Raw genomic sequence first — 22,030 nt, forward strand, 5'->3', positions numbered from 1 at the left:
CGAGCCCGAGCCTGAGCCCGAGCCTGAGCCTGAGCCTGAGCCTGAGCCCGAGCCTGAAGCTGAGCCTGAGCCTGAGCCTGAGCCTGAGTCTGAGCCTGAGCCTGAGCCTGAACCTGAGCCCGAGCCCGAGCCCGAGCCTGAGCCCGAAGCTGATGACGTTGATCTGGACGAGCAAGCTGAAGCGCCTCGAGCGGCGGATATTGAGGAGATTCAAGGTCTGCGAGCGCGGATCCGGGAGCTTGAGGCCAATCTTGAAGAGCGGGAGATGGAATTCAGTGAGCGGCTACTTGATGAGAGCACACGCAACAGGGAGACCGTTGAGCTAAGAAATCGTGTGAATCGCCTCGAACATGAAAATCGAACGCTCAGCGAGGCCCAAAACCAACTCGAAGAGCAGGTTGCGGCCGCGCGCGAAGAACGAGAGGCCCGGGAAGGCTTAGCCGATAAAGAGGCTCAAAACAGAGAGTCCCTCGAGCATGATCTAGCCGAATCTAAGCTTTTACACCGTAACTTGGAAAAAGAGCGTGATGAGTTGAATCTACACTTGGAACAAGCTCGCAAGGATGCGTTGGCGGGTGCCCAACGTGCTGAAAAGGCTGAGGAATCTCGCGATAGAGTGCTGGAGTCGCTCTCAGAGGCCGCCAAGATTTTATCCGACTCAGACCTTGAGCGGGTTTAGAACTTTCCATCAATCAATTAAGTTCACTTCTTGATGAATGAACATAAATTGAAGTTCGTCAAAATTGATGTATTCTTAATATTCTAAAACGATTGCGGGTGGTTGCGATTCGATCGGGCGGTCTACGATTGTTCTTGGTGCATTAGCGTTTTTTGTGATATAGTGCGTTCACTTTTCCGGTTCGGCGCGTGTAGGTGCAGGTAAGCTGTACATTACAAAATTGCCGAGTTCGAGGCTCTTATTCGAAAGGTAGATTTCATGCGTGAATCTTTCAAGGTCGGTGACAAAGCAGTTTATCCAGCTCACGGTGTAGGCGAGGTTACAGCAATCGAAAATCGTTCGATTGGTGGTATGGAGCAGACTTTTTACATTCTCCGAATTCTTGAAAACGGCATGAAAATCATGGTGCCAATCAACAACGTACGCCAGGTCGGACTTCGTGAAGTCATTTCTAAGGCCAAGGTTGAAAAAGTCTTCAAGATTCTTAAGATGAAGAACTTGAGCGTTGATACAACCACTTGGAACCGTCGATACCGTGAGTACATGGAAAAGATTAAGACTGGATCAGTCTTCGAGGTTGCTGAAGTTCTACGCGACCTCTACATTCTTAAGACCGACAAAGACCTCTCTTTTTGTGAGTTGAAGCTACTCGACACGGCACGTTCGTTGTTGGTGCGTGAACTTGCAGTGGCAAGAGGCTGTGACGAAACTGAAATCGAAGCTGACTTCAAGAGAATCTTTGAACTCCCCTAAATCCAGTTCGTCTCTCTTACCTTTCCAAAAAATCGTTTGTGATTTATAGCGTGCTTTTTGGTGTGACCTGAATATTCAGGCCACGCCAGTACTGCGCTTTTCTGTCTCCACTGGGTTAATGCCTCAAGGGACAGGTCACGGAGGATCACGTGTCTTCAGGCAAGTCATCGCCCCCATCAGCTGTGGAAGCCGGATTTTTTGCCGGTGGTGGTCTAGAGGAACAACTCAAGACCTACCGTCGTAAGCAGGTTCGTCATTTTCGCCACATTGTGACCATCACTTTGTTCTTCGCAGCAGTCATTTGGTTTCTCTCGGGACTGGTTGACCAAGCTCGGTATGAATTTCAAGTCGCACCTGTACCAACAGCCATTGGTGACGTCATCGAAGTGGGCGCTAAAGTCTTACCCCACAACGCATATATCTCGCTTGAGGGAATCACGGAGCACCGAGGGCTGTCTCAGGCCATCATGCGTGACCTATCGCTGAACCGTCAGGAATATTGGTATTTTCGGCTTTTAGGCTCCGGCGGAATTTTTATCGAGGTACCGCCCGATGAAGATGTCTACGGCATTGCCACAAAAGTTGCCGTCTCGGGTCGTGTGGTCGATCCAACCAAAGACTCTACATACCAGCGGCTGCTAGAAGTTTACCATGACCGGTTTTTAGGCGAAGCGGATACCGTGCGCATCATCCAAGTTGGCCGAGTACCTGGAGAGGCGCAGACTGGCTTTATCGTTGCTATCGTCGTTTTGGTTCTCTTGGTTATCTTTAATCTCTTTTCGTTAAAGGGATTACTTCAGGCACGTAAAAATATGGCAACCGGGATGGTTGGCTAAATCTTGCCCCGAGCCTTGGGCTCTCTTATCCGATAGGTTGAAATGATGCGTACAGGGAACCAGCTTGCTGAAACTGTGCGGCGCATGGACGGCAAAGGTTACCGAACCTATAAAGACATTCGTGGTTCCTACAGCTTTGGTGATTTTGAACTTCATATTGAGCATGTTCAGGGTGACCCCTTCGCTGAACCCACCCGGGTCAGCGTAACCCTAGCCAGTGACGTGGCAGGTTTGCCTAAGTTTTCTACTCAGAGTTCTGTTTTACGACGTGCAACTGCGGATTTTCTAAACCGCCGATTTTGCCAGGTTCTTGCTCGGCACAGTACCCGCAGCGGAAGTGGAAAAAGTGGTCTGATTCAGATGCTTGAGCCAGGCCAGCAGGTGCTTGAGCGTACAAGTCTTCAGGTGAATTCACTCGGTGAAGTCCAAGCTCGATTTCTTGTGGGATTGCCGGCCAACGGTCGGCGTATTGCAGGGCGAGCGGCCCAAGTCCTCTTGACGCAGAGTCTCGCCGACTGTGTGCGTGAGGCTTTGGTTCAAGGCGCATGGGAGCTCAAGCGTTTACGGGCCCATTGTGAAACGGTTGAAGACAGCGCGGCGTTACGCGGCGCACTCAAGGCCCAAGGGTTGATAGCTTTTGTGGCCGATGGAGCGTGCTTGCCTCGTCGTTCGGGCGCTGATGATCGACCCGCTTCGAAAGCCGTCCTCTTTGAGTCGCCGGAATCATTGCGAGTGACTCTAGAAACCCCGCACTCCGGTAGTATTTCGGGCATGGGGATTACACAGGGTGTGACGTTAATTGTTGGCGGCGGTTATCACGGCAAGTCTACGCTGCTGCGAGCGATTGAAAGAGGTTACTTAGACCATGTTCCTGGCGATGGCCGTGAACGGGTGGTGGCCACAGCAGATGCAGTGAAGATTCGAGCTGAAGATGGCCGCAGCGTCGTCCATACAGATATTTCGGCCTTTATTACGAATTTACCTTCCGGTGAGGACACCACGGGTTTTTCTACGACCAATGCCAGCGGCTCAACTTCTCAAGCTGCCGCCATTTCTGAAGCCTTGGAGATGGGCGCCTCGACCTTGTTACTGGATGAGGACACTTGCGCGACTAATTTCATGATTCGCGATTTGCGGATGCAAAAGCTTGTTGCCAAAAATGATGAGCCAATCACGCCGTTCCTAGATCGCGTTCGGGACCTTTACGAAAACAATGGTGTTTCGAGTCTTTTGGTTATGGGGGGAGCGGGCGATTACTTCGATGTTGCCGATACGGTGATCATGATGAAGCAGTACCGACCACTGGATGTGACTGAGCAAGCGCGTTCGATTGCCACTGAACTCGTGAGTGAACGCGCGCCCACGCAGGTAGGATACAGTGTTCCTAAAAACCGCCAACCCAACTTCAAATCGCTGGGAGCAGGTGCGGGCCCTAAAGGCATCAAGGTTCGTGTACGTGATATCGATTTGATGAGTTTTGGCCATGAAGATGTGCGAATCGGCTGTGTGGAGCAGCTGGTCGAAAAAGCGCAAGTGCGCGCCATCGGACAGGTTTTACTTGGCTTGGCGCAAGGCGCATCGGGCAATCAACAAACGCTGCGCGAATCACTTGATGATATCGAGAGCATGGTCCATACCGATGGACTCGAATCGATTGCTCGGCGGGTTTCTGGGGACCTCGCCTGGTTTAGGAAGTACGAATTGGCTGCGGTACTCACGAGAATCAGAATCTTGAAGATGAACGAGGGTGCTTGAATAAGCTCCCAAGCGGTAGGAAAAAATTTTGCGACTGGACCTTCATACTCTTAACCCTCGTCAGCGTGATGCCGTCATGCATGATGACGGGCCTCTCCTCGTCTTGGCCGGCGCAGGCAGTGGTAAAACGCGCGTTATTATCTATCGCATCGCCCGGCTCATTGGCGATGGTACAAGCCCTTCAAGAATTTTGGGTGTGACGTTTACGAATAAGGCAGCTGGAGAGATGAGAGAACGTTTGCGCTCTTTGGTTGGCGCCGATGGTTCGAAAGTTCAGTTGTCCACTTTTCACGCCCTCGGTCTCTCTATTCTTAAAGCAGAACATGAAGCCGCGGGTCTCGCCAAAAGGTTTTGTATTTACGACACGGCTGACCAAATGAGTTTGGTTCGGGAACTGATGCGCCGTGTGCGAGTAGCCGACAGAAGACTCGACGCAGGGAAAATTCTCGATATCATTTTGAAAACCAAACGTGAGCGCCGAGAAGAAGTAGAGATCGATTGGGGCGATGATTACGAACTGGCTGCCTATGAACTGTATCCGCGTTATGTGGCCGAGATGCGTGCCTTTAACGCTGTAGACTTTGATGACTTACTCCTGCGCAGTATGGACGTTCTGCTGATTCCTGAAGTAGGCGAGCGCTGGTCTAAGAAATTCGATTATATTCTCGTCGATGAGTACCAAGATACAAGTTCAGACCAGTTGGCGATGCTTAAGATTTTAGCTGGCGAGCGCAACAACGTCTGTGTGGTTGGTGATGATGACCAAAGTATCTATGCATGGCGCGGCGCTGTGGTGGATAATATCCTTCGCTTTGGCCGCGAATTTGGAAGCGCCAAAGAAGTCATCTTAGACCAAAACTACCGTTCAACGGGGCATATTTTAAACGCCGCAAACTCGGTAATCCAGAACAACAAGGTTCGAAAAGATAAGAAGCTCTGGTCTGCCGACGGCGAGGGCGAGCCCATTCATGTGGTGACCTGTGAAGATGGCGAGGAAGAGGCCACGCTTGTATCAGAGACCATTGGTAAGCTTGTATTTGAGGGCATGCGTTACGAAGACATTGCCGTACTCTACCGGTCAAACCTACAGAGCCGCCTCTTAGAAGAGATTCTTGCGGCCGATAAGATTCCTTATCGCATTGTAGGTGGTCAGGCTTTTTTCGAACGCAAAGAAGTCCGTGATGTGATGGCGTATCTTGCAACCATCAACAACCCATTCGATGAGATTTCATTACGCCGAGTTGTGAATATGCCTTCGAGAGGAATCGGTCCCACGAGCCTGCAACGCTTTGCCGCATTTGGTGAGCAGAATGATTGCGGACTTTATGGCGCACTATGCCGCGCTTCAGAGGTTCCCGATATTCCTAAAGCCGCTCAGGCAGGGGCTCAGCAATTTGTTGGTCTGATTCGTAACTTTGGCGCACAGATGCAAGATGCTCAGCCACACCAACTCCAAGGCCATGTAGAGAGCTTAATCGAGGAGATTAAGTTGCGTGACGTCATCATTGCTGCAGATGATTCTGCGACGGTAAGTGAACGACGCATTGAAAATGTTAATGAAGTCATCAACGCAGCTCATCGTTTTGCCGCGATGAATCCGCATAGCACTTCTCCGTTGGAAGACTTCATTTTCATGTCGTCGCTTGTGAAGAACGATGAAAAAGATGACGACCAAGGGAAGGTCACGTTGATGACCTTACACAGTGCCAAAGGGCTGGAGTACCCGGCAGTTTTTATGGTGGGTATGGAAGAAGAACTTCTCCCGCATCGCCGAACGATTGAGCTTGGCGGGGACCTCTCTGAGGAGCGAAGACTTTGCTATGTGGGCATAACGCGCGCCAAACAGAGGCTTTGGTTAACCAAGTGTCTGTATCGCTCCAGTCGAGGAAAAATGATGGAGCGCGGTAGTTCGCGCTTTTTAGAAGAGCTGCCCGAAGGCGACGGTGTGCTGCGGTGGAATCGTAATTCACCACCAACCGACGAAATGACTGAATCGAAAGCGGAGGACTTTCTGGCCAAGATACGGGCTCAGCTGGAAATGGACGAGGTTTAAGACTGTGGAAAATTCAATTGAATCCATCGAGCTCTCTGTACTCGGGCAGACCATACGAGGCTGGACCAGTGGGCCGGAAGATGGCGTCCCTGTGTTGGCCCTGCACGGCTGGTTAGACAATGCCAATAGCTTTGCCCCATTGGCTCAAATTTTGGGAGCAGGCTACCGCCTTGTGGCTGTGGACCTTCCCGGTCACGGCTTATCAGATCACCGAAGAGCGGGCGCATCGTATGCATTTGCGGATTGGGTGGCTCCGGTTACCGGATTGGTGGATGCACTGGGCTGGGAAAAGTTTGTCTTGATGGGCCATTCGATGGGTGCGGGAATAGCCACACTGGTCGCGGGTACTTTTCCCGAGCGTATTCGAAGCCTGATTCTCCTAGAAGGCTTGGGGCCTCTAACGACAACTCCTGAGAAATCTCCCGCGCAGCTTGCCCGCCATGTTCGCAACAGGCTGGAACAAGAAGTTGTGAGAAATGCTCGGACCTTCAAGGATAGGGAAGAAGCTGCTCAGAGGCTTTCGGAAGCTGTGCAAGGTCTGCCTCTTGAGGCGGCGCGCCTACTGGTTGAACGAGGAACGAAGCAAGTGGCAGGCGGCTACACCTGGTCTACTGATGGGCGGCTTAAAACGCCCTCATCGCTTCGCTTGAGCGAGGAGCATGTTCTGGCTTTTCTTCAAGCCATCGCTGCACCGTCGCTGCTTATATTGGGAGAGTCGGGGATGAGATTTCCTGAGTCGACCTACAGCCGGCGCCGGGGTTCGCTCGATGGCTTAAAAGTTGAGAAGATTCCGGGAGGTCACCATGTTCACATGGAGTCTCATGTAGCCGTAGCCACGAGCATCGCCGAGTTTCTCAATCCTCTTCTTGACCATTCTTGAAAGAGCTGTGCGTACGGTAATATTCTACGGTTCGTGTGACGCCGTCGGCTTCCTCTTTCAAAAAGTTTTGAATAGCATCCCAAAATCCAGCGTGCTTCATATGGTGTGAGCTGTGGCAAACAGCTGCATCAAACCCTCGCGATATTTTATGCTCGCCTTGCGCTCCCGCTTCAATCTTATGAATCTCATTCTGAAACGCCCATTCAATGGGGAGATAATAACAGAGTTCAAAATGCAAATGGCTAAAGTCCTCGGTGCAACCCCAGTAACGACCAAAGAGGTTCTGAGCACCGTGAAAAAATAACGAACCGGCCACAGTCGTGTCTTCAAGGCTCGCGAGTGAGGCCATAACGGAACCTGCCATGTTTTTTTGGATGTATTGAAAAAACTCGAGATTGAGATAAGGGATCGCCCCTTTATGATGACAGGTTTGGCGGTAGAAGATGTAAAGTGCCTTCCACTGCTCTTCGTTTAAGTCCTCACCTCGAACCATCTCCAGCCTAAGCCCATGACTTTGTGCTTTCCTGCGCTCTTTTCTAATTTGCTTGCGTTTGCTTGCGCGCATGCTGGAGAGATAGTCATCAAATGTGCTCCAGCCGGGGCGCCGATTCCAATGAAACTGGTGGCTCAGACGAGAGGCCAAGCCTATTTCTCGAAAAGCACTTTGCTCTTGTTCGGTATGAAATAGGACGTGGATACTTGAGGCGCCGGTTTGTTCGTAGACAGCATTTAAGCCACTGAAGAGAGCCTGCAGAACGGGTTCAGGGTCATCGGTGGTACTTAGTAGGAGGCGTGGTCCTGAGGCGGGGGTAAAGGGCACAGATGAGACCAGCTTGGGGTAGTACTCGATACCGGCTTGGGTTGCGGCGCGGGCCCAAGACCAATCGAAAATGTACTCACCGTAAGAATCGTATTTCTCGTAGAGAGGAAGTGCGCCGACTAGGCGGCCTTCAGATTTGACGACCACATGACGAGGAACCCAACCCGTTTGCGGTGAGCCCACGCTTCCCGACTCTTCGAGGCCGTTTAAAAAATGAAAGTGAACAAATGGGTTGTCGGCGGGCGCAAGAGCATCCCACGCTTCAGGCTCTATCTCTGAGAGCCTACTTAATACCTGAACTTCAAGCGTCACACTTAGACCCGTGGGGTGAGCGTGTGGCGATGCGTTCCTTCTGTGGTGTTGGCGATGAGTTCGAGGAGTTGTTGAAAGTCGTCATCATTGGCATCAAAGTTTACCTTAGAGGTATCTAAAATCAGAAGCGGTGTTTCATCGTAGTGGGCAAAAAAGTGATTGTAACCCTGCATCAGTTCTTCAAGATAGGTACGCTCAACCGTATTTTCATAGGTGCGACCGCGCTTTTTTAAGCGGTCGACGAGCGTTTCTGGCTGGGCGTGAAGGTAAATGACTAAATCCGGCTGAAGGAGCTGAGGGCGCACCAAATCGTAGATGCGTTCATAAAGAGCTGCTTCTTCTCTTTCTAGATTCATGTAGGCAAAAATACGGTCTTTGGCGAAGAGGTAGTCGCTGACCATAGAGCGATTGAAGAGGTCTTGTTGCCGAAGCTTTTCTTGTTGTTTGAATCTAGCGAGCAGAAAGTAGACTTGAGTTTGAAATGCCACTTTGTCTGGGTCGAGGTAAAACTCACGTAGGAAGGGGTTGTCATCGAATTCTTCGAGTACCGTCTTAGCGCCGATATATTCCGCTAATTTGAGCGTCAGAGTCGTCTTACCAACAGCTATCGGGCCATCGATACAGATGTAGCGCTGTTTGATTGTAGGGCCCGTTTTCATGGGCTCTCCTTAACCTGACCCATCGCCGAATTGCAAACTAAGGATTTTGGAACGCAGCCATGGCCAAAGCAGCCCATCCGACCAATAATCCCAGACCTCCGATGGGTGTAATGGCCCCTAAAATTCGGATGCCTGAGATGGCTAAGCCATAGAGGCTGCCGGAAAAAACAATGATACCAAATATCATCGCAAAGCCGGAGACTTTGATGGCGGTAGTATCCATGTGCCGGGCGAGAATCCCAATGCCGAGTAAAACCACAGCATGTATCAGATGATAGCGTGCACCAGTTTCAAAAATGACCAACATGTCGGGGCTGAGTTTTTGCTTCAATGCGTGGGCTCCGAAGGCTCCCAAGGCAACGCCGAGAAATCCTAAGAGCGAGCTGGCTACGATAAAAATCTGACTCATTGTTCTCTCCTCAAAGGAGAGCAGTTATGACGTCACTTAGAGGAGGGTGCAAGATGACCGGTGTAACCGACCAATTCTAAAAGATCTTTCTTTGCATCGCCGCTGCCAGCAACCATAGCCTGTAAGTCTTGGAGTTGACCCATGCGCTGATTGAGTTCGGCGATGGTGTCGCCTGGCTTTGAGAAGATATCCACGTAACGGTCGCCAACCTGTCGCACCCGGTCCGAGAGAACGGATACCAAGTTTTGTAAAAGCTTATAGCCTGCGTGGTTGCCTTCGTTGACGAGAGCTAGAAAGTTCTCCCGCTTGAGCGAAAAGATAATGACGTTTTCTGTTGCACGGGCGGAGGCGCTGCGAGGATTCCCATCGATAAGAGCAATCTCTCCAATGGCATGCCCGGGTCCAAGGCTACAAAGCTTATGGACCTGACTGCCGCGGCCGGTGAGGATATCAACCTGACCGCGTGCGATAATAAAGCAGGTATCGCCCGGCGCGTTTTCTTTGCAGATAAACATTCCTGCCTCGATGCGATGAACTTTCATTTTCTCCGCCATGTCGAGGTATTCGGCGTCGTTGAAGCCATGAAAGAGTGGGAGCTGGCGAATGAAGGCTGCTTTTTTGTCTACTTCGCTCGCCATTACATATCACCGCGCTCTTTGAGTCGTTGTTCCCATAACTCTTTTTGACGCTTCTGCATCAGCTCGAGTGAGTCGCCGGGTTGGCTGAAAAATTCTGAGATACGTGTGTTTGTGCTGCGAAGGCGTTCAGCCATCATCAGGCCTAAGTTATGTAAGACTTTGAATGCGGCAGGGTGAAAGTTTTGCCGCAGAACTTCAAAGTCGGCGCGCTCAATGCGCCATGCTTGCCCATCCTTGGCACAGCGAACGGTGGCCGAGCGTTTAATACCGTCGAGTAAGGAGAGCTCTCCAATCACTGTGGGGGCATCTAGAATGGCGAGGACTTTTTCATCACCTTGGTGGGTGGTCTTCACGACTGCGACCTGGCCCGACTCAATGATGAGCATGGACTGGCTGGTGTCACCTTCACTGACGAGGATCTCTCCAGCTTTCATCGTCGCCGGTTTAAAGAGCCGAACAATTTCGCCGATTTCTTCGTCGCTTAAATTACTAAAAACGGGCAGGTGAGAGAGGAATTTTGCGTAATGGGAATGATCCATTTTGAATCAATATCGGAATTGACCCAGAAGCTGGGCAAGTTCTGCAGCCATAACGTTGAGCTTTTCAGCCTCGCCTTGGCTCTGGGTAGCACCCATTGAGGTATCTTCGGCGTTGGTTGCAACCATTTGAATGTTGGTTGCAATCTCATTCGAAGCACTCGCGGCACCTGTGAGGTTATTTGAAATCTCATTGATGGTAGCGTTTTGCTGCTCAACCGCTGCCGCAACAACGTTTGTGAAGTCGCTGATTCGAACGATGATTTTCGAGATTTCGTCAATCGCACTGGCTGCGCCGCCACTTTCTGTCTGAATAGAAAGAGCTTGCTGACTGATTTCTTCAGTGGCTTTGGCGGTTTCTTTTGCCAATTCCTTAACCTCATTCGCAACAACCGCAAAACCTTTACCGGCTTCACCAGCTCGGGCGGCCTCAATGGTTGCGTTCAAAGCGAGAAGGTTGGTTTGCTCTGCAATCGAAGCAATCATCTTCACAACGTTACCAATTTGCGAGCTGCTGGCTCCAAGACGGGTAATCGTCTCTGTGGTTGCCTCGGCAGCGCCAACAGCCTGAGCAGCAATCTCAGCAGCTTCAGTGATGTTGTTTGAAATCTCACGAACACTGGTATCAATTTCAGCGGTAGCAGTTGCAACGTTGTTCACGTTTTCGCTGACCTGAATCGATGAGGTTGAAACAACATGCGCCTGGTCAACTGTTTGTCCAGCTGAGTCTTTCATACCGTTTGATGTTCCCAGCATCTCGGTCGCAGCATCTTTTAGCGTGTGGGCTGTAATACCAACTTGCTGAATCGTGTTTTGAATTTTATCGAGGAAGAGGTCAAACCAATGGGCCACTTCTCCAATTTCATCATTGTTGTTCGACTCAATACGCTGCGTGAGGTCACCTTCACCTTCCGCGATATCGCGTAGGCGATTAATCAGGTTGTTCAGCGGGCCAGAGATTGAGCGGGTAATAAGCCCGGCGAGAACCACACCAATCACAATACCGATGACGATGAAGAGGAGAATGAAAGAGCTTGCACTGGTTCGTGCGAATTCCAAGTCTTTCATAACTTGCTCAACTGCGCTTTCAATATCTGCGGCCAACGTTCGAATCAGCTCTTGGTAAGATTCGGCTGTCTCAATGTAGCTTTCGTTGTGCTCTACAAATTCGCTGAACTTCTCGACGTAATCCATGATGAGTTCTTGATGACGTTCAAAGCGCTCTGCGTAGGCTTCTGCGTAAGTTGCGTCGCCGTCGTCGGTCATGTCATCGAAGTCACCACTGTCCATCATGTCTTCAGCGGCTTCAATTTGAGACTCGATGTATTCTTCAACGTTGTCGAAAACATCATCGGGATCTTTACCGGTTTCCATCAAGCCAATTTCGTATGCTTGTTTGAAGTGCCACATTCCTAAGATGGCGGCGCTCTCGTCAGCATCGTTTAGCTCTTCAAGAAAATCAGACATGTTACGAGCATGTCGTCGGAAGTCACTCTTGGCCATTTGAAAGGCCAAGAAGGATTTGAGCATGATTTCGAGTTGCTCTTCGTATGGTTTTTGAGCTTCATCAACGTCGGCGCGTCTCTTTTTGTCGAGAACGCTCATCTCGAACATTTTGCCGATTTTCTCGCTGATGATTTGCTGCTTCTGCTGAATATCAAGGACGTCGTTTTGTTTGGCGTTACCACTTGATAGTCGGCTTGCTGCCGTAATCTGTCCATCAACCTCGATAACGGTTTCGTCAACGAGCTTTTTGGTCGCCGTTACCTGATTGGATAAGTAATCGACTTTCTCAGTAACCTGGCTCAGACCCAGGAAACCTGCGCCACCGACAAAGCCGGTTACAACAATCATTGCAATAAAGCCGCCCAATACACGGTGCGTAAGTCGTACCTGTGGCATTATGTGTTTAATGCGTTCCCAGATAATTTGTATGCGGTATTTAAGCAGGGTTCTAAACCTTGTGATCGATTATTAAAATTGTGTTTCCAGAAAAAAGGTAAAACGGGGCCTAAGGTAGTGTCAATTTCCTAGGTTGTGAGGGGGTCTTTTGACGCGACGCGTTAGCGGGGGCGCATAACTAAATTAGGTTCGGTAAGTAATGTGGGCTTGGCGGACCCCAGGAGGCAATAAGTCTCCTGAGGTCAGGCACTTAGAGCTTCAGTGGGCTTTTGATTCGGAGAAGAACTTGGGTTGACCGGCCGGAACTTGACGGTGGAAAGCGGATCCCTTCAAAAAAGCTCCGGATACAATGATCGCTCTTTTGACTCTTTCCCGGCGCTACGATCGTAACTGAGACCACTCGCCCATGGCGGTTTACCGTGATTTCAAGGCCTTGGCCTGCTTTTGGGCCCTTTTCGAGTGAACTCAAAACACATCTTGGGGCCTCTTTTAGTGATTTTTTTAGGCTTTTGATGATGACATGTCGTTTTAGGCCTCCCCGGGTCTGCACGAAGTACTTCAGAGGGGGATATCTCGGCGTCATGGGGCTTAGTACTTTGCTCGGACGCGCCAGTTTGACCTGGCCATCGAGAGCAAGTTTGGAGACTTCAGCCTCCGGAACGGGCGCTCCGCGAGAACCCGTGGCCGCACTGCCCATCAGGTTGTTTTGGATAACTTTCGTTCCCTTTTGGTGAAACATTCTCGGCATCGGTGCACTTCGTCGGCGGTTCCCGGCGGTGTGCGGGTTAAGACCTTCGGCCAAGTGTGTGGGTTGTTCAATCGTTAAGGAGTCTGCGCCGTCCATCTGAGCGCTGGAGTCCACCGCAACAAAGCTTGTGTAGGCTGTTACCAAATTGTGCGCGAGTCCAAGCTCGGTGATTTCTTGCTTTAGCTTGTCAGAACTCGAAGTCCAGGCCTGACGACTTAAACTGTGAAGGCGCGCGCGTGCCCAGCGGGTTTTTAATGCGCCGTGCCTGAAGCTGGTACCGGGGAGTATGACGGGTAGGCTGATGGTATGCTCGCGGCCGCGCAAGATGCCGTGGATATGCAATTTACCCTGACCCGGTTTTTCAAATCGACCGAGGATTTCCAGTGGGCGACCCGCGAGTAAATCGGGGATCACTTGAGGTTCCATATCCGCTATTGCAAGGCCCTCGAATTCTAAACTGATGTTGGAAAGAAAAGGTTGTTCCAGTGTGCGGAAAAATTCACGAACGCCTTGGGCAGGGTCTTGGCGGGTGCTGGCGTAAAAGGTGATTCCTTGGCCGGCTTCGCTTAGCCCATTCAAGAGGTGTCTATTTACACTTGAGCCTACACCAAAGCCAAAGACTCTGGCTTTTTGGCCGCGCTCTTCAAGCGTCGTAATGAAGTTTTGAGTTCGGCTGAAAATTTGTTTTTCGTTGCCTACGTATCCATCCGTCATAAAAAACACATAGCGCTCTCGCTCGGTTTCCGTGTCGGGGTTGAGTGCTTCGCGGATGGCGTTGGCCATCATGGTGCCGCCCCCTGCGCGCAGCCGGTCAATGGTGGCGATGGCTTCTTGGATGTTGTGCTCTGAGGCTCTTCGCGGGGTGGCAAATGCCTTTTTGGTTTGGCCGGCAAAAGTAAGCACGTTGAAAGTGTCGTCCGCTCTAATCTGAGACAATGCTTCTCGCATCGCATCCTTGCACATGTTCAGGGGAACACCGTTCATAGAGCCCGAAACGTCAACTACGAATATAAACTCCCGGCTATTGGGGGTGGGTGCTGTCTTCAAGGGAAGAGGTGGAACCAGTGTCAGTCCGAAGTAGCCATCGTTTTCTTCGCGATGTGTAAGCACCGAAACTTCAGGAAGAGCTGAAGCCGTTTGGTACTTAAAAATAAAGTCTCTATTTGGGATTCTGTCGTGTTTAGAAAGCGTCAGCCTCAAAGAGCCGTCAGTATGACTCTTACCCGTGACATCGTGGGTGGGTACAACGAAATTTTGTATTTCTGAGCCGCTGAAGACCGCAAGGTTCATGGATATATCGTGACCAGGACGCTCACCTTGGCCGAGAATCAACGGGCGCAACCTTTGGTAAGATTGAGTCCCTGGGCCGTCTTGATGCCCAGGCGGGATAAATCTCGGACCGACTACCATAGGAAAGACGAATTCCCATTGGTGATTGGCGTATGTGAGCGATTGCACGTAGGACACCACGATATCGATGTCGGTTTCCGGGGCGATATTGGCAACCGATTGAGAAAAAATATTCGGTCGTTCTTGTTCAAGCAAGCTTGCGGTATGCCCCTGAGCTTTAGCCTTTTCGTAAATGGCGCGAGCCTCTTTACGCTCTTTGATTTGAGCCTCAATGGTACGGTCACCAATGACCATTTGCATGCGGTTCACCGCACTGTTCATCGGTAAGGGAAATGTATAGAGCGCCTCGATGGGGCGCTTGTAGAGATTTTTATAAGTTTGGGTGACCTCAACCCGAGCGATACCGGCAGTGATTTCCACATCAACATGGGTGTGTTGAAGGGGCAGCTTGACGGTCTCGCCGCGAACCTTGGTTTCAAACATGGGCAGCTTACCCGGGTCTGTAAAAACTTTCAGTTCATCATGGACCACGCTTCGCGGTGTGCTGGCTTGGGAGAGCGCGGGCACCAGGGTGAGCATCAATAGGGCTAATCTAAGGGCACGGGGGAAGGGGTGGATAGAAGTTGTTTTCATGGGACTGCCTCCTTGTTCACAGGGTTGGTCGAGGCAGCGATGAATTTTGTGCACTTAAAAGCCGAGAAAGAGCGACTTTTTTACGAGTTGCTTGTTTTTACTGAGTTATCTTAGGCTGTTTTGATATTTTTTTACTTGGTGCTGGAAGGTCTTTTTCAGAGCGGGCGCTACAAAAAACGCTTCGGTACCGTGAATCTCAAGCGGATTGAGGACTTTGCCGCTGGGGCTCAGTATTTCATAATGCAGGTGGGGGCCGCCCGAGCGCCCGGTTGACCCTACAGTTCCAAGAGGCGCGCCTGCTTGAAGTGTACGGCCCGCCTGAACTGCTTTGTGGACTGTGTTGAGGTGGAGAAAGCGCGCTTTTTTGCCGCTCCTAAAGATGACTTCGACGCAGCGCCCATTAACCCGGGTGGACCAATTGACGCGGTTTACTTTGCCCTTAAATGGCATGCGGATGGGGGTGCCGGTTTCGGCCTTGAAGTCCACACCATCGTGGCTTCGTTTACCACGGCCCCTTTGAGGGACCTCTGTGATTTGCCCGTAGTTTTCAAGAGGTGAATTCTTGATGGCGGGTTCAATACCCCGGCCCTGCTCATCGTAGTAGCGTCTGATGTTATCTTTGTCCTCGAAGCTGTAGGCCCGGATCTTTAGTTTGAGCCCGTCGTATTCAAGCGCCAAAAGCTCGGGGAGTTCGTTATCTGAATAGACTAGGCGAATCTTGTCGCCTCGGTGAACTTGCCTCGCCACATCGCCTTTCCAGCCAAGTAACCGTGCTGTTTGGGCGGCCAGCGCAGGACCGTGGCGGCCGGTTTGCTTAGTTAGGGTGGCTTCGATGGAACCTACCACGTCTGCTGAAACATGTTGGGTAGAGCCAAAGATGGAAAGGGCGACCAAGAGAGTACAGCTGAGCATGGGATGAATCTTTACCAGTAGGTGCAAGTGGATGCCAGTCTTGGCCGCTGGGAGGGCCTAGACTCTGGTCATACCGGATATTGGCTGGTAAGGACTGCCTATGGTTCCAGAGCTCATTCGGTTGCTGGCTTACCTCGTGGCGGCGTTTTACACAGGTATTCTTTGCATATTATTAGGTCTCGCTATTTTGACTGCTCAGATGCAATGGGCTTGGTCTTTCATTCCCCATTGGTGGGCGCGGGGTGTACTCTTTATTTTTCGAGTAAAAGTATCCCGATGTGGCCCAGATTCTAGAACACTTGGACCCGCTATTTTTGTGATGAACCATCAAAGCTTTATCGACATGTGTTTGGTTCCTCATATCATGCCCAATAAAACCCGGTACATTGCGAAGAAAGAGCTGGCTAAAGTTCCTCTTTGGGGCGCAGTCGTTGGGCGTGCAGGCTTGATTCTAATTGACCGAAAAGATCGTCATAAAGCCATTTTAAACATCCAAGAGGGAATGAAATCACTTCCTGAAGGGTATTCAGTAGTCGTGTTTCCAGAGGGAACCCGTTCGGTAGACGGCGAAATGAAGCGATTCAAGATGGGCGCAGTGCATATGGCGATTGCAAGCGGCTTACCGGTGGTACCCATTGGGATGGACGGGGCCAAGGCTATTAACCCTGGTCAGAGTTTGATTCCTAGGCCAGGTGTAGTTGAGGTGACCGTAGGCAAGCCGATAATCACCACCGATTGGAAGATAGAAAATGCTCGGGAACATCTGGACCTGATGTGGCATGCTGTGAATGAATTGCATTTGACTTCGCGGCGCCGTTACGAAGCAAAGCGTGGTGGCATCCGCAAAGGGGCTTGGTGTTCAAGTCCATGCGGTGACATCCCTGATACCTTGGAGTAGAGTGACCTCGTGTTCATTCCATTATTAATAGCAGCGTCTTTAGCCTTTCCACCTGCCATGCCTCTCGACGAGGTGAAGCCAGGCCAGAAGGGACAGTGTTTAACAGTTTTCGAAGGTACCCAGGTTGAGCCCTTTGACTTTGTGGTCAAAGGCGTGATGCGCGATTACCTCGGACCGGGTCGTCATCTCACCATGGTCAAGCTCATCGGCGAGAAGCCTGAGTTTACGGGCGTGGTCGCAGGGATGAGCGGAAGCCCATGTTCGATTGATGGTAAGCTCCTCGGCGCTTTAGGTTATGCCTTCGCAGCATTTGCGAAAGAGCCCATCGCCGGGATTACCCCGATCAACGATATGCTGGATGTGATGAAGCTGCCGGGCGAAAAGCGTCCATGGAAAATTGCAGCCGAAGGTAACTGGGATACTTTCACCAAAGGAATGGCGGCGGTTGCTCCATCGGTAAACGATGGTATGGCGCCGATTTCAGCGCCGATGTCGATTGCAGGCATGCCGCCTTATCTCCGTAATCACTATTCGCCATGGTTTCGCTCCATGGGCTTTGAGCCCGCGGGCGGCGGCGCAGGTGGTGGTCAGACTCAGCAAGCTCCAGGTCTTGAACCAGGTGGTACCATCACTGCTATCTTGGTTCGAGGTGATGTAAGCATTGCGGCAACAGGTACCGTTACAACTGTGCGCGGCAAAGAGATCACAGCGTTTGGCCACCCTTTTATGGGCGGCGGAGCGGTGTCGATTCCTATGGCCGGTGGTACGATTCTTAATACGATGGCCACTCAGCGCCGGTCCTTTAAGATGTCGGCTCCTGGCCCGGTGGTTGGGGAGCTGGTTCAAGACCGGTTGCCGGCTATCGGCGGAATTCTAGGTGAAGGCCCGGTAATGCTTCCGGTTCAAGGCACGGTAAAAACGCCGGCCGGGGAAGATGCGTTTAAGTTCGAAGTTGCCAGAGATCCAGGCTTAACGCCTCGACTGGTCGCGGTCGGGCTTTCGAGTGTTATTGGTTCGCGACTCGATGTGGGTCACCGGGGAATGCTCCGAATGAAAGCTTCGGTTCAAGGCGATGGTTTTGAGCCCATCGAAATCTCACGGGTCTATGGCGGTGAGAAAAACGAAATGATGCCTGTTTATGCGGCGGTTGATGTAGCTCGCATTGTAGCATCTTTGTGGCGAACACCTTTTGGCCCAGCGCCAGGCATGCGCGTCGAGATGAATGCGGAGTGGATTGCTGACCCCGTTGAAGAAATCATCGAAACCCTTACCCTCGACCGCGCGATTGCGAAACCAGGCGACGAAGTAACAGCGTCGATTCGAATGCTACGCGTTGGTGGCAAGTCTCATACTGAAACATTTAAATTCAAAGTGCCTCGTGCATGGGCTGGCCAACGGATTGATTTGGTAGCCTGTGATGCAACGGGTGCTGACCAAGTTGCGGGTATGGTTCAAGGTGGCCCAATGCCACGCTCAGTTAAGTCTTTAGCAAGATGGATTGCCCGGCTTCGCAATGCGGGCAACCTCTACTTCATGGCATTGAGAAAAGGTGTTGGGCTTAAGTCTGAAGTAGACGACCATGCGTTTCTACCAGGTACAGCGGCAGTCACTTTGATGGGACGTCCCTCCCAAGAACTTCGATACGCCGGTGTGGATTTAGAGCAATCTAAAAAACGTCCAGGCGTTATTGAAGGCATTACGACAGTCTCTTTAAGCGTTACACCGTATTAATAAATGAAACAAAGAATGATGGGTAAGTTGAATATGCAAAGTTGTGGGTCTGTGTTTCGGCAAATTGTAACGGCCGCTTGTGTGATGGGTGTGTGTGCCACCGCTCAATCCGAGGATACTCGGTTTTATGAGTTGGAGGGCTTTGGCGTTCTCTTAAATGGTAATCCCGAATCAACGGCATTAAGCGAGGATGGAGCGATTACGCTGCCACCGGCAAGCCGCGAGTGGTTCAATGACCCCGAGGCATCATTTAGCGCAGCAACGGCTTACAAGGATGGAGTCGCGGTCGCACGTGTCGATACGCAATCTATCGTTTACATCGACTCCTCTGGTGCTGAAGAAGTTATCCTCGAAGTATCTGAAGCGATGGTGACGTCCCTAAAGTTTCACGATGGATTTCTGTACATTGCAGCTGGTCCACCAGCGGTCATTCACCGCATTGGGGAAGATGGAAAAAGCGAAGTCTTTTATGAGGCAGAAGCTGGTTATGTGTGGGACATCGAGTTCAAGAGCGACGGAACGATGATGCTTGCCACCGGCGAGCCAGGCTCTGTTGTGGAAGTGGGTTCTGATAAAAAAGGCGAACCTATTTTTATTCCTGAACAAAAGCATCTTCGCTCACTTGTTCTGAGTGATAGTTTGGGAACATTTGTCGGCGGCGGCGAGCGCGGTGTGGTTTATCGTCAAGCGCCAGGTACGGATGATTTCGTGGCTCTTTTTGATGCACGCCTTCCTGAAGTTGTTGACCTCGTTGTGGCGGGCTCATTCGTTTATGCGGCTGCGGTAAAAGGGGCTACAGCTCTTGTCGAAAGTAAGAAGTCGAAAGTGGAAGTACGCTCGCAGCTTTGGCAAATCGATATGAGGGGAACTGGCCAAGTACTTGCTGGCTCTAATGATGAAGCCATCTTTGACTTAGCCGTAGACCGGCGCGGTAACATTTTGGCCTCAACGGGTGCGACCGGCAGAGATGATCCGCGCGGACGTATTTACGCCATCAGCGCAGACAAGAGGATGGTGAGTTTGATTTATCAGTCACCATCGAAACGCATTACGCAAATGGTAGATATCGGCAAAGGCCGCTTTGCTTCTATTGGAGGCGGCGGTGGTCGTGTGGCTCAATTTGGCGGCGCATATGAAGAGCAAGGTGAATTTTTCACAGCACCGTTTGATGCCGCAATTAACTCCTCTTTCGGATCAGTGAACCTTTATGGTTCTTTTCCTTCCAGCACCAAAGCAACCATCGCGATCCGCACCGGCCAAACTTCTTCACCGGATGAAACCTGGACGAAGTGGTCCCGAGAAATTGGCGTGAAGGGCGGACAAAGCAAAACGAAATTAAGTGGCCGCTATATGCAGCTGCGTGTGACTTTGAAGGGCGATGATGATGTCACGCCAGAAGTACACCGTCTTCAGGTAGCTTACCTGCGCCAGAACCTGCCACCCTTTGTGAAAGAGATTGTTGCGCTGCGAAAGGGCATCGCGTTTTTGCCAGTCCTTCGTGACAAGAGTGAGAGTAAAGTTGTGAGCCTGGGAGATAAGATCCCTGAAGCTTCTCGCGCTGGGGCAGACAAAGCCTCCAAAAAGAAAAAGAGGCAGTCTAAAGCCCGGCAGGTCATCCGTGATGGCGCGTTAACGGTACGCTGGGTAGCCGATGATCCCAATGGCGATACTTTGGCGTATCAGCTTGAAGTACGTGAATCGGGGATGAAAGATTGGCGGGTTCTACAAGAAAATACGCCAAGCCCTTACTTTACGCTGAATTCAACACAGCTTCCCGATGGACACTATCAATTTCGTGTCCAGGCCACCGATGGACCATCGAATCCCGTCGGGGAGGGTCAGACTGACGTTCGTGAGAGTCGCTCGGTGCTCGTGGATAATACGCCGCCGTCGGTGACTCGTTTGGATGTTGATGATGACGATGGTGTTTACACTGCCACAGCCGTTGCGAAAGATACCATTGGCCCACTTCGGGAGGCCGTGTTTTCTTTGAATGGCGCACCTTTTCTACGTGCTCAGGCCGCAGACGGTATTTTGGATGGACCTTCGGACAAGCTGGTTATGCCACTGGGTAAGCTTGCTCCAGGACGCTATCATTTGACGGTACGTGTTCGTGATGATTCAGAAAATCGGAGCACACGCGAAGTGCGGTTTGAAGTTTCCGAATAGAATCTTTAGGGTGCGTTATGCGTCTTAGGCCTGTGATGCTCCGTTGGAGCGCGGGCTCTTATGGGATTAAACCCCAATACTCAGGAAACAAAAGAATGCTACGATTCTCTACTTTGTTGATTTCATTAGCTTTGGTTGCCGGATGTGCTTCCACAGGCTCTTCGGGTGCCCCGGAGCGCCAAATCACAGCGACCACAGGAACCAATTACGATGACAATGGTCTGCCGGGTTGGGTCAACCGAGGCAGTGCTGCGATCATTGGTGAAACCGGTCGGATTTTCTATGGAATGGGTATGGCCGGGGGAATTAAGAACCCAGCACTTTTGCGTATGACCGCCGACAACCGAGCGCGTGCCGAAGTGGCCAAGCAGTTTGAAGTGTTCACTGCATCTCTTATGAAAGATTACATGGATTCCACTGGCGACCAGCAAGTGGAGCAGGCGATTAAAACTTTGACCAAGAAGAGCTTGAAAGGCTCTGAAATTGTAGACCGGTACATCGATAAAGACGGCACCATGTACGCCTTGGCGCAGGTCGATTTAAAGCGGGTTGAAACAGTCATCAAGCAAGCCGAAGAGATGGGCGCGGTGAAAAACCATGCCGATGATGGCTCTTTGGAAAAGCTTTTTGACGAAATGGGCAAAAAGACAGCAGCACCAGCAGCACCTCCAGTTGCAAGTGGAGCTGATGTAAGCGGCGGCGCAGTTGGCGGTGCAACCTCACGGCCTTCTGGAGATGAGGAAGAGACCCGAGAGAGCCGCGGTGGTAAGCCAGGCTGGGTCGATGGCTACGGCTCGGAGTTTCCCCACAACAAATATCTCTGTGGTGTAGGAATGGGGCCTAAGCGGCCACTGGCTGAGAGTGGTGCATACGCTGCGTTGAGCCGTATCTTTGTGGCGCGGGTCGACTCTGCGAGTAAAGATTTCATGGGTGCCTATACATCGAGCAGCTCGGTGCCGCTGGAGACGCAGTCATCGGAAAGCTTAACGAAAATCTCAACGGATAAACTCTTCAGTGGTGTACGCATTCCCGAAGTATGGACTGCAGACGACGGAACAGTTTATGCGCTTGCGTGCCTAGAGCGTGCAAAGGCGAGCACCATCCTTAAAGGAGAAATTGCTCTTAAAGACGATAAAGCAGGTCGCCATCTAAAAAATGCGGCCCGCGTTGATAAAGCGCAACGGGTGGCCGAACTCTCCAAAGCCTTAGGCACCTTGGTGGAACGCGCGGCACTGAATGCTGAACTTCGCATCGTGGATCTTCGCGGCATCGGTGCTCCTGGGCAATATTCACACGCCGATGTGGTTGCCGCATTTGAAGCGGCGTTGGATGCGCTGAAGGTTGGCGTGTTGGCCAC

Annotated in this window: 18 protein-coding genes; 10 read left to right on the forward strand and 8 right to left on the reverse strand. The window is 51.3% G+C overall.

The genetic code is table 11. The features are described from left to right. The 6 genes from HOK28_00785 to HOK28_00810 all read left to right on the forward strand — a co-directional run. Positions 1–679: hypothetical protein (locus tag HOK28_00785; protein ID MBT6431593.1), on the forward strand; the 679-nt coding region annotated here is incomplete at its 5' end. 258 nt (positions 680–937) lie between these two features. Then, positions 938–1,432, forward strand: coding sequence for a CarD family transcriptional regulator (locus HOK28_00790; GenBank protein MBT6431594.1), 495 nt, complete (start codon positions 938–940; stop codon positions 1,430–1,432). 149 nt (positions 1,433–1,581) lie between these two features. Beyond that, positions 1,582–2,268 (forward strand): hypothetical protein, encoded by a 687-nt coding sequence (locus HOK28_00795; protein ID MBT6431595.1) that lies wholly within the window; start codon positions 1,582–1,584, stop codon positions 2,266–2,268. Between the two features lie 45 nt (positions 2,269–2,313). Beyond that, on the forward strand, positions 2,314–4,023 hold the full coding sequence (locus HOK28_00800; protein MBT6431596.1) for an ABC-ATPase domain-containing protein: 1,710 nt from the start codon (positions 2,314–2,316) through the stop codon (positions 4,021–4,023). Between the two features lie 28 nt (positions 4,024–4,051). Further along, positions 4,052–6,076: a UvrD-helicase domain-containing protein gene (locus HOK28_00805; protein ID MBT6431597.1), complete on the forward strand. Its 2,025-nt coding sequence runs from the start codon at positions 4,052–4,054 to the stop codon at positions 6,074–6,076. A gap of 4 nt (positions 6,077–6,080) precedes the next feature. After that, positions 6,081–6,956, forward strand: a complete 876-nt coding sequence (locus HOK28_00810; GenBank protein MBT6431598.1) for an alpha/beta hydrolase — start codon at positions 6,081–6,083, stop codon at positions 6,954–6,956. Here the strand turns inward: HOK28_00810 and HOK28_00815 are convergent. The 8 genes from HOK28_00815 to HOK28_00850 form a co-directional block, all read right to left on the reverse strand. After that, positions 6,931–8,088 carry a GNAT family N-acetyltransferase gene (locus HOK28_00815; GenBank protein ID MBT6431599.1) on the reverse strand — a complete coding sequence of 386 codons (1,158 nt, stop codon included), beginning with the start codon at positions 8,086–8,088 and terminating at the stop codon, positions 6,931–6,933. The genes HOK28_00810 and HOK28_00815 overlap by 26 nt on opposite strands. Positions 8,089–8,090: 2 nt before the next feature. Further along, positions 8,091–8,747: a deoxynucleoside kinase gene (locus HOK28_00820; GenBank protein MBT6431600.1), complete on the reverse strand. Its 657-nt coding sequence runs from the start codon at positions 8,745–8,747 to the stop codon at positions 8,091–8,093. A 37-nt stretch (positions 8,748–8,784) separates the two neighbouring features. Continuing rightward, complete coding sequence (locus tag HOK28_00825; protein MBT6431601.1) at positions 8,785–9,156, reverse strand: DUF423 domain-containing protein; 372 nt, start codon at positions 9,154–9,156, stop codon at positions 8,785–8,787. Positions 9,157–9,188: 32 nt separating this feature from the next. Next, positions 9,189–9,794, reverse strand: coding sequence for a cyclic nucleotide-binding domain-containing protein (locus tag HOK28_00830; protein ID MBT6431602.1), 606 nt, complete (start codon positions 9,792–9,794; stop codon positions 9,189–9,191). Next, positions 9,794–10,333: a cyclic nucleotide-binding domain-containing protein gene (locus HOK28_00835; protein ID MBT6431603.1), complete on the reverse strand. Its 540-nt coding sequence runs from the start codon at positions 10,331–10,333 to the stop codon at positions 9,794–9,796. Before HOK28_00835 ends, HOK28_00830 begins: the two co-directional genes overlap by 1 nt. A 6-nt stretch (positions 10,334–10,339) precedes the next feature. Continuing rightward, a complete protein-coding gene (locus tag HOK28_00840) occupies positions 10,340–12,232 on the reverse strand; it encodes a methyl-accepting chemotaxis protein (protein ID MBT6431604.1) in 1,893 nt (630 codons plus the stop codon). A 250-nt stretch (positions 12,233–12,482) separates the two neighbouring features. Next, positions 12,483–14,963, reverse strand: coding sequence for a VWA domain-containing protein (locus tag HOK28_00845; protein ID MBT6431605.1), 2,481 nt, complete (start codon positions 14,961–14,963; stop codon positions 12,483–12,485). A gap of 105 nt (positions 14,964–15,068) precedes the next feature. Beyond that, positions 15,069–15,875, reverse strand: coding sequence for a M23 family metallopeptidase (locus tag HOK28_00850; GenBank protein MBT6431606.1), 807 nt, complete (start codon positions 15,873–15,875; stop codon positions 15,069–15,071). Positions 15,876–15,975: 100 nt separating this feature from the next. On the opposite strand from HOK28_00850, the gene HOK28_00855 reads away from it, so the two are divergent. The 4 genes from HOK28_00855 to HOK28_00870 all read left to right on the forward strand — a co-directional run. Beyond that, positions 15,976–16,773, forward strand: coding sequence for a 1-acyl-sn-glycerol-3-phosphate acyltransferase (locus HOK28_00855; GenBank protein MBT6431607.1), 798 nt, complete (start codon positions 15,976–15,978; stop codon positions 16,771–16,773). 9 nt (positions 16,774–16,782) lie between these two features. Beyond that, the gene (locus tag HOK28_00860; GenBank protein MBT6431608.1) at positions 16,783–18,504 is read left to right on the forward strand and encodes a hypothetical protein; all 1,722 of its coding nucleotides are present in this window, start codon (positions 16,783–16,785) and stop codon (positions 18,502–18,504) included. Between the two features lie 15 nt (positions 18,505–18,519). Next, on the forward strand, positions 18,520–20,673 hold the full coding sequence (locus HOK28_00865) for a fibronectin type III domain-containing protein (protein MBT6431609.1): 2,154 nt from the start codon (positions 18,520–18,522) through the stop codon (positions 20,671–20,673). Positions 20,674–20,768: 95 nt separating this feature from the next. Next, positions 20,769–22,030: LPP20 family lipoprotein (locus HOK28_00870; GenBank protein ID MBT6431610.1), on the forward strand; the 1,262-nt coding region annotated here is incomplete at its 3' end.

This window comes from Deltaproteobacteria bacterium (genome assembly GCA_018668695.1).
Lineage (GTDB): Bacteria > Myxococcota > XYA12-FULL-58-9 > XYA12-FULL-58-9 > JABJBS01 > JABJBS01.

What these genes read in the sequence shown, in the direction of transcription:
- HOK28_00855 (MBT6431607.1), top strand. Translation starts at nt 15,976, where the DNA reads ATGGTTCCAGAGCTCATTCGGTTGCTGGCTTACCTCGTGGCGGCGTTT.
- HOK28_00830 (MBT6431602.1), bottom strand. Translation starts at nt 9,794, where the DNA reads ATGGCGAGCGAAGTAGACAAAAAAGCAGCCTTCATTCGCCAGCTCCCA.
- HOK28_00825 (MBT6431601.1), bottom strand. Translation starts at nt 9,156, where the DNA reads ATGAGTCAGATTTTTATCGTAGCCAGCTCGCTCTTAGGATTTCTCGGC.
- HOK28_00790 (MBT6431594.1), top strand. Translation starts at nt 938, where the DNA reads ATGCGTGAATCTTTCAAGGTCGGTGACAAAGCAGTTTATCCAGCTCAC.
- HOK28_00835 (MBT6431603.1), bottom strand. Translation starts at nt 10,333, where the DNA reads ATGGATCATTCCCATTACGCAAAATTCCTCTCTCACCTGCCCGTTTTT.
- HOK28_00865 (MBT6431609.1), top strand. Translation starts at nt 18,520, where the DNA reads ATGATGGGTAAGTTGAATATGCAAAGTTGTGGGTCTGTGTTTCGGCAA.
- HOK28_00800 (MBT6431596.1), top strand. Translation starts at nt 2,314, where the DNA reads ATGCGTACAGGGAACCAGCTTGCTGAAACTGTGCGGCGCATGGACGGC.
- HOK28_00820 (MBT6431600.1), bottom strand. Translation starts at nt 8,747, where the DNA reads ATGAAAACGGGCCCTACAATCAAACAGCGCTACATCTGTATCGATGGC.
- HOK28_00845 (MBT6431605.1), bottom strand. Translation starts at nt 14,963, where the DNA reads ATGAAAACAACTTCTATCCACCCCTTCCCCCGTGCCCTTAGATTAGCC.
- HOK28_00840 (MBT6431604.1), bottom strand. Translation starts at nt 12,232, where the DNA reads ATGCCACAGGTACGACTTACGCACCGTGTATTGGGCGGCTTTATTGCA.
- HOK28_00850 (MBT6431606.1), bottom strand. Translation starts at nt 15,875, where the DNA reads ATGCTCAGCTGTACTCTCTTGGTCGCCCTTTCCATCTTTGGCTCTACC.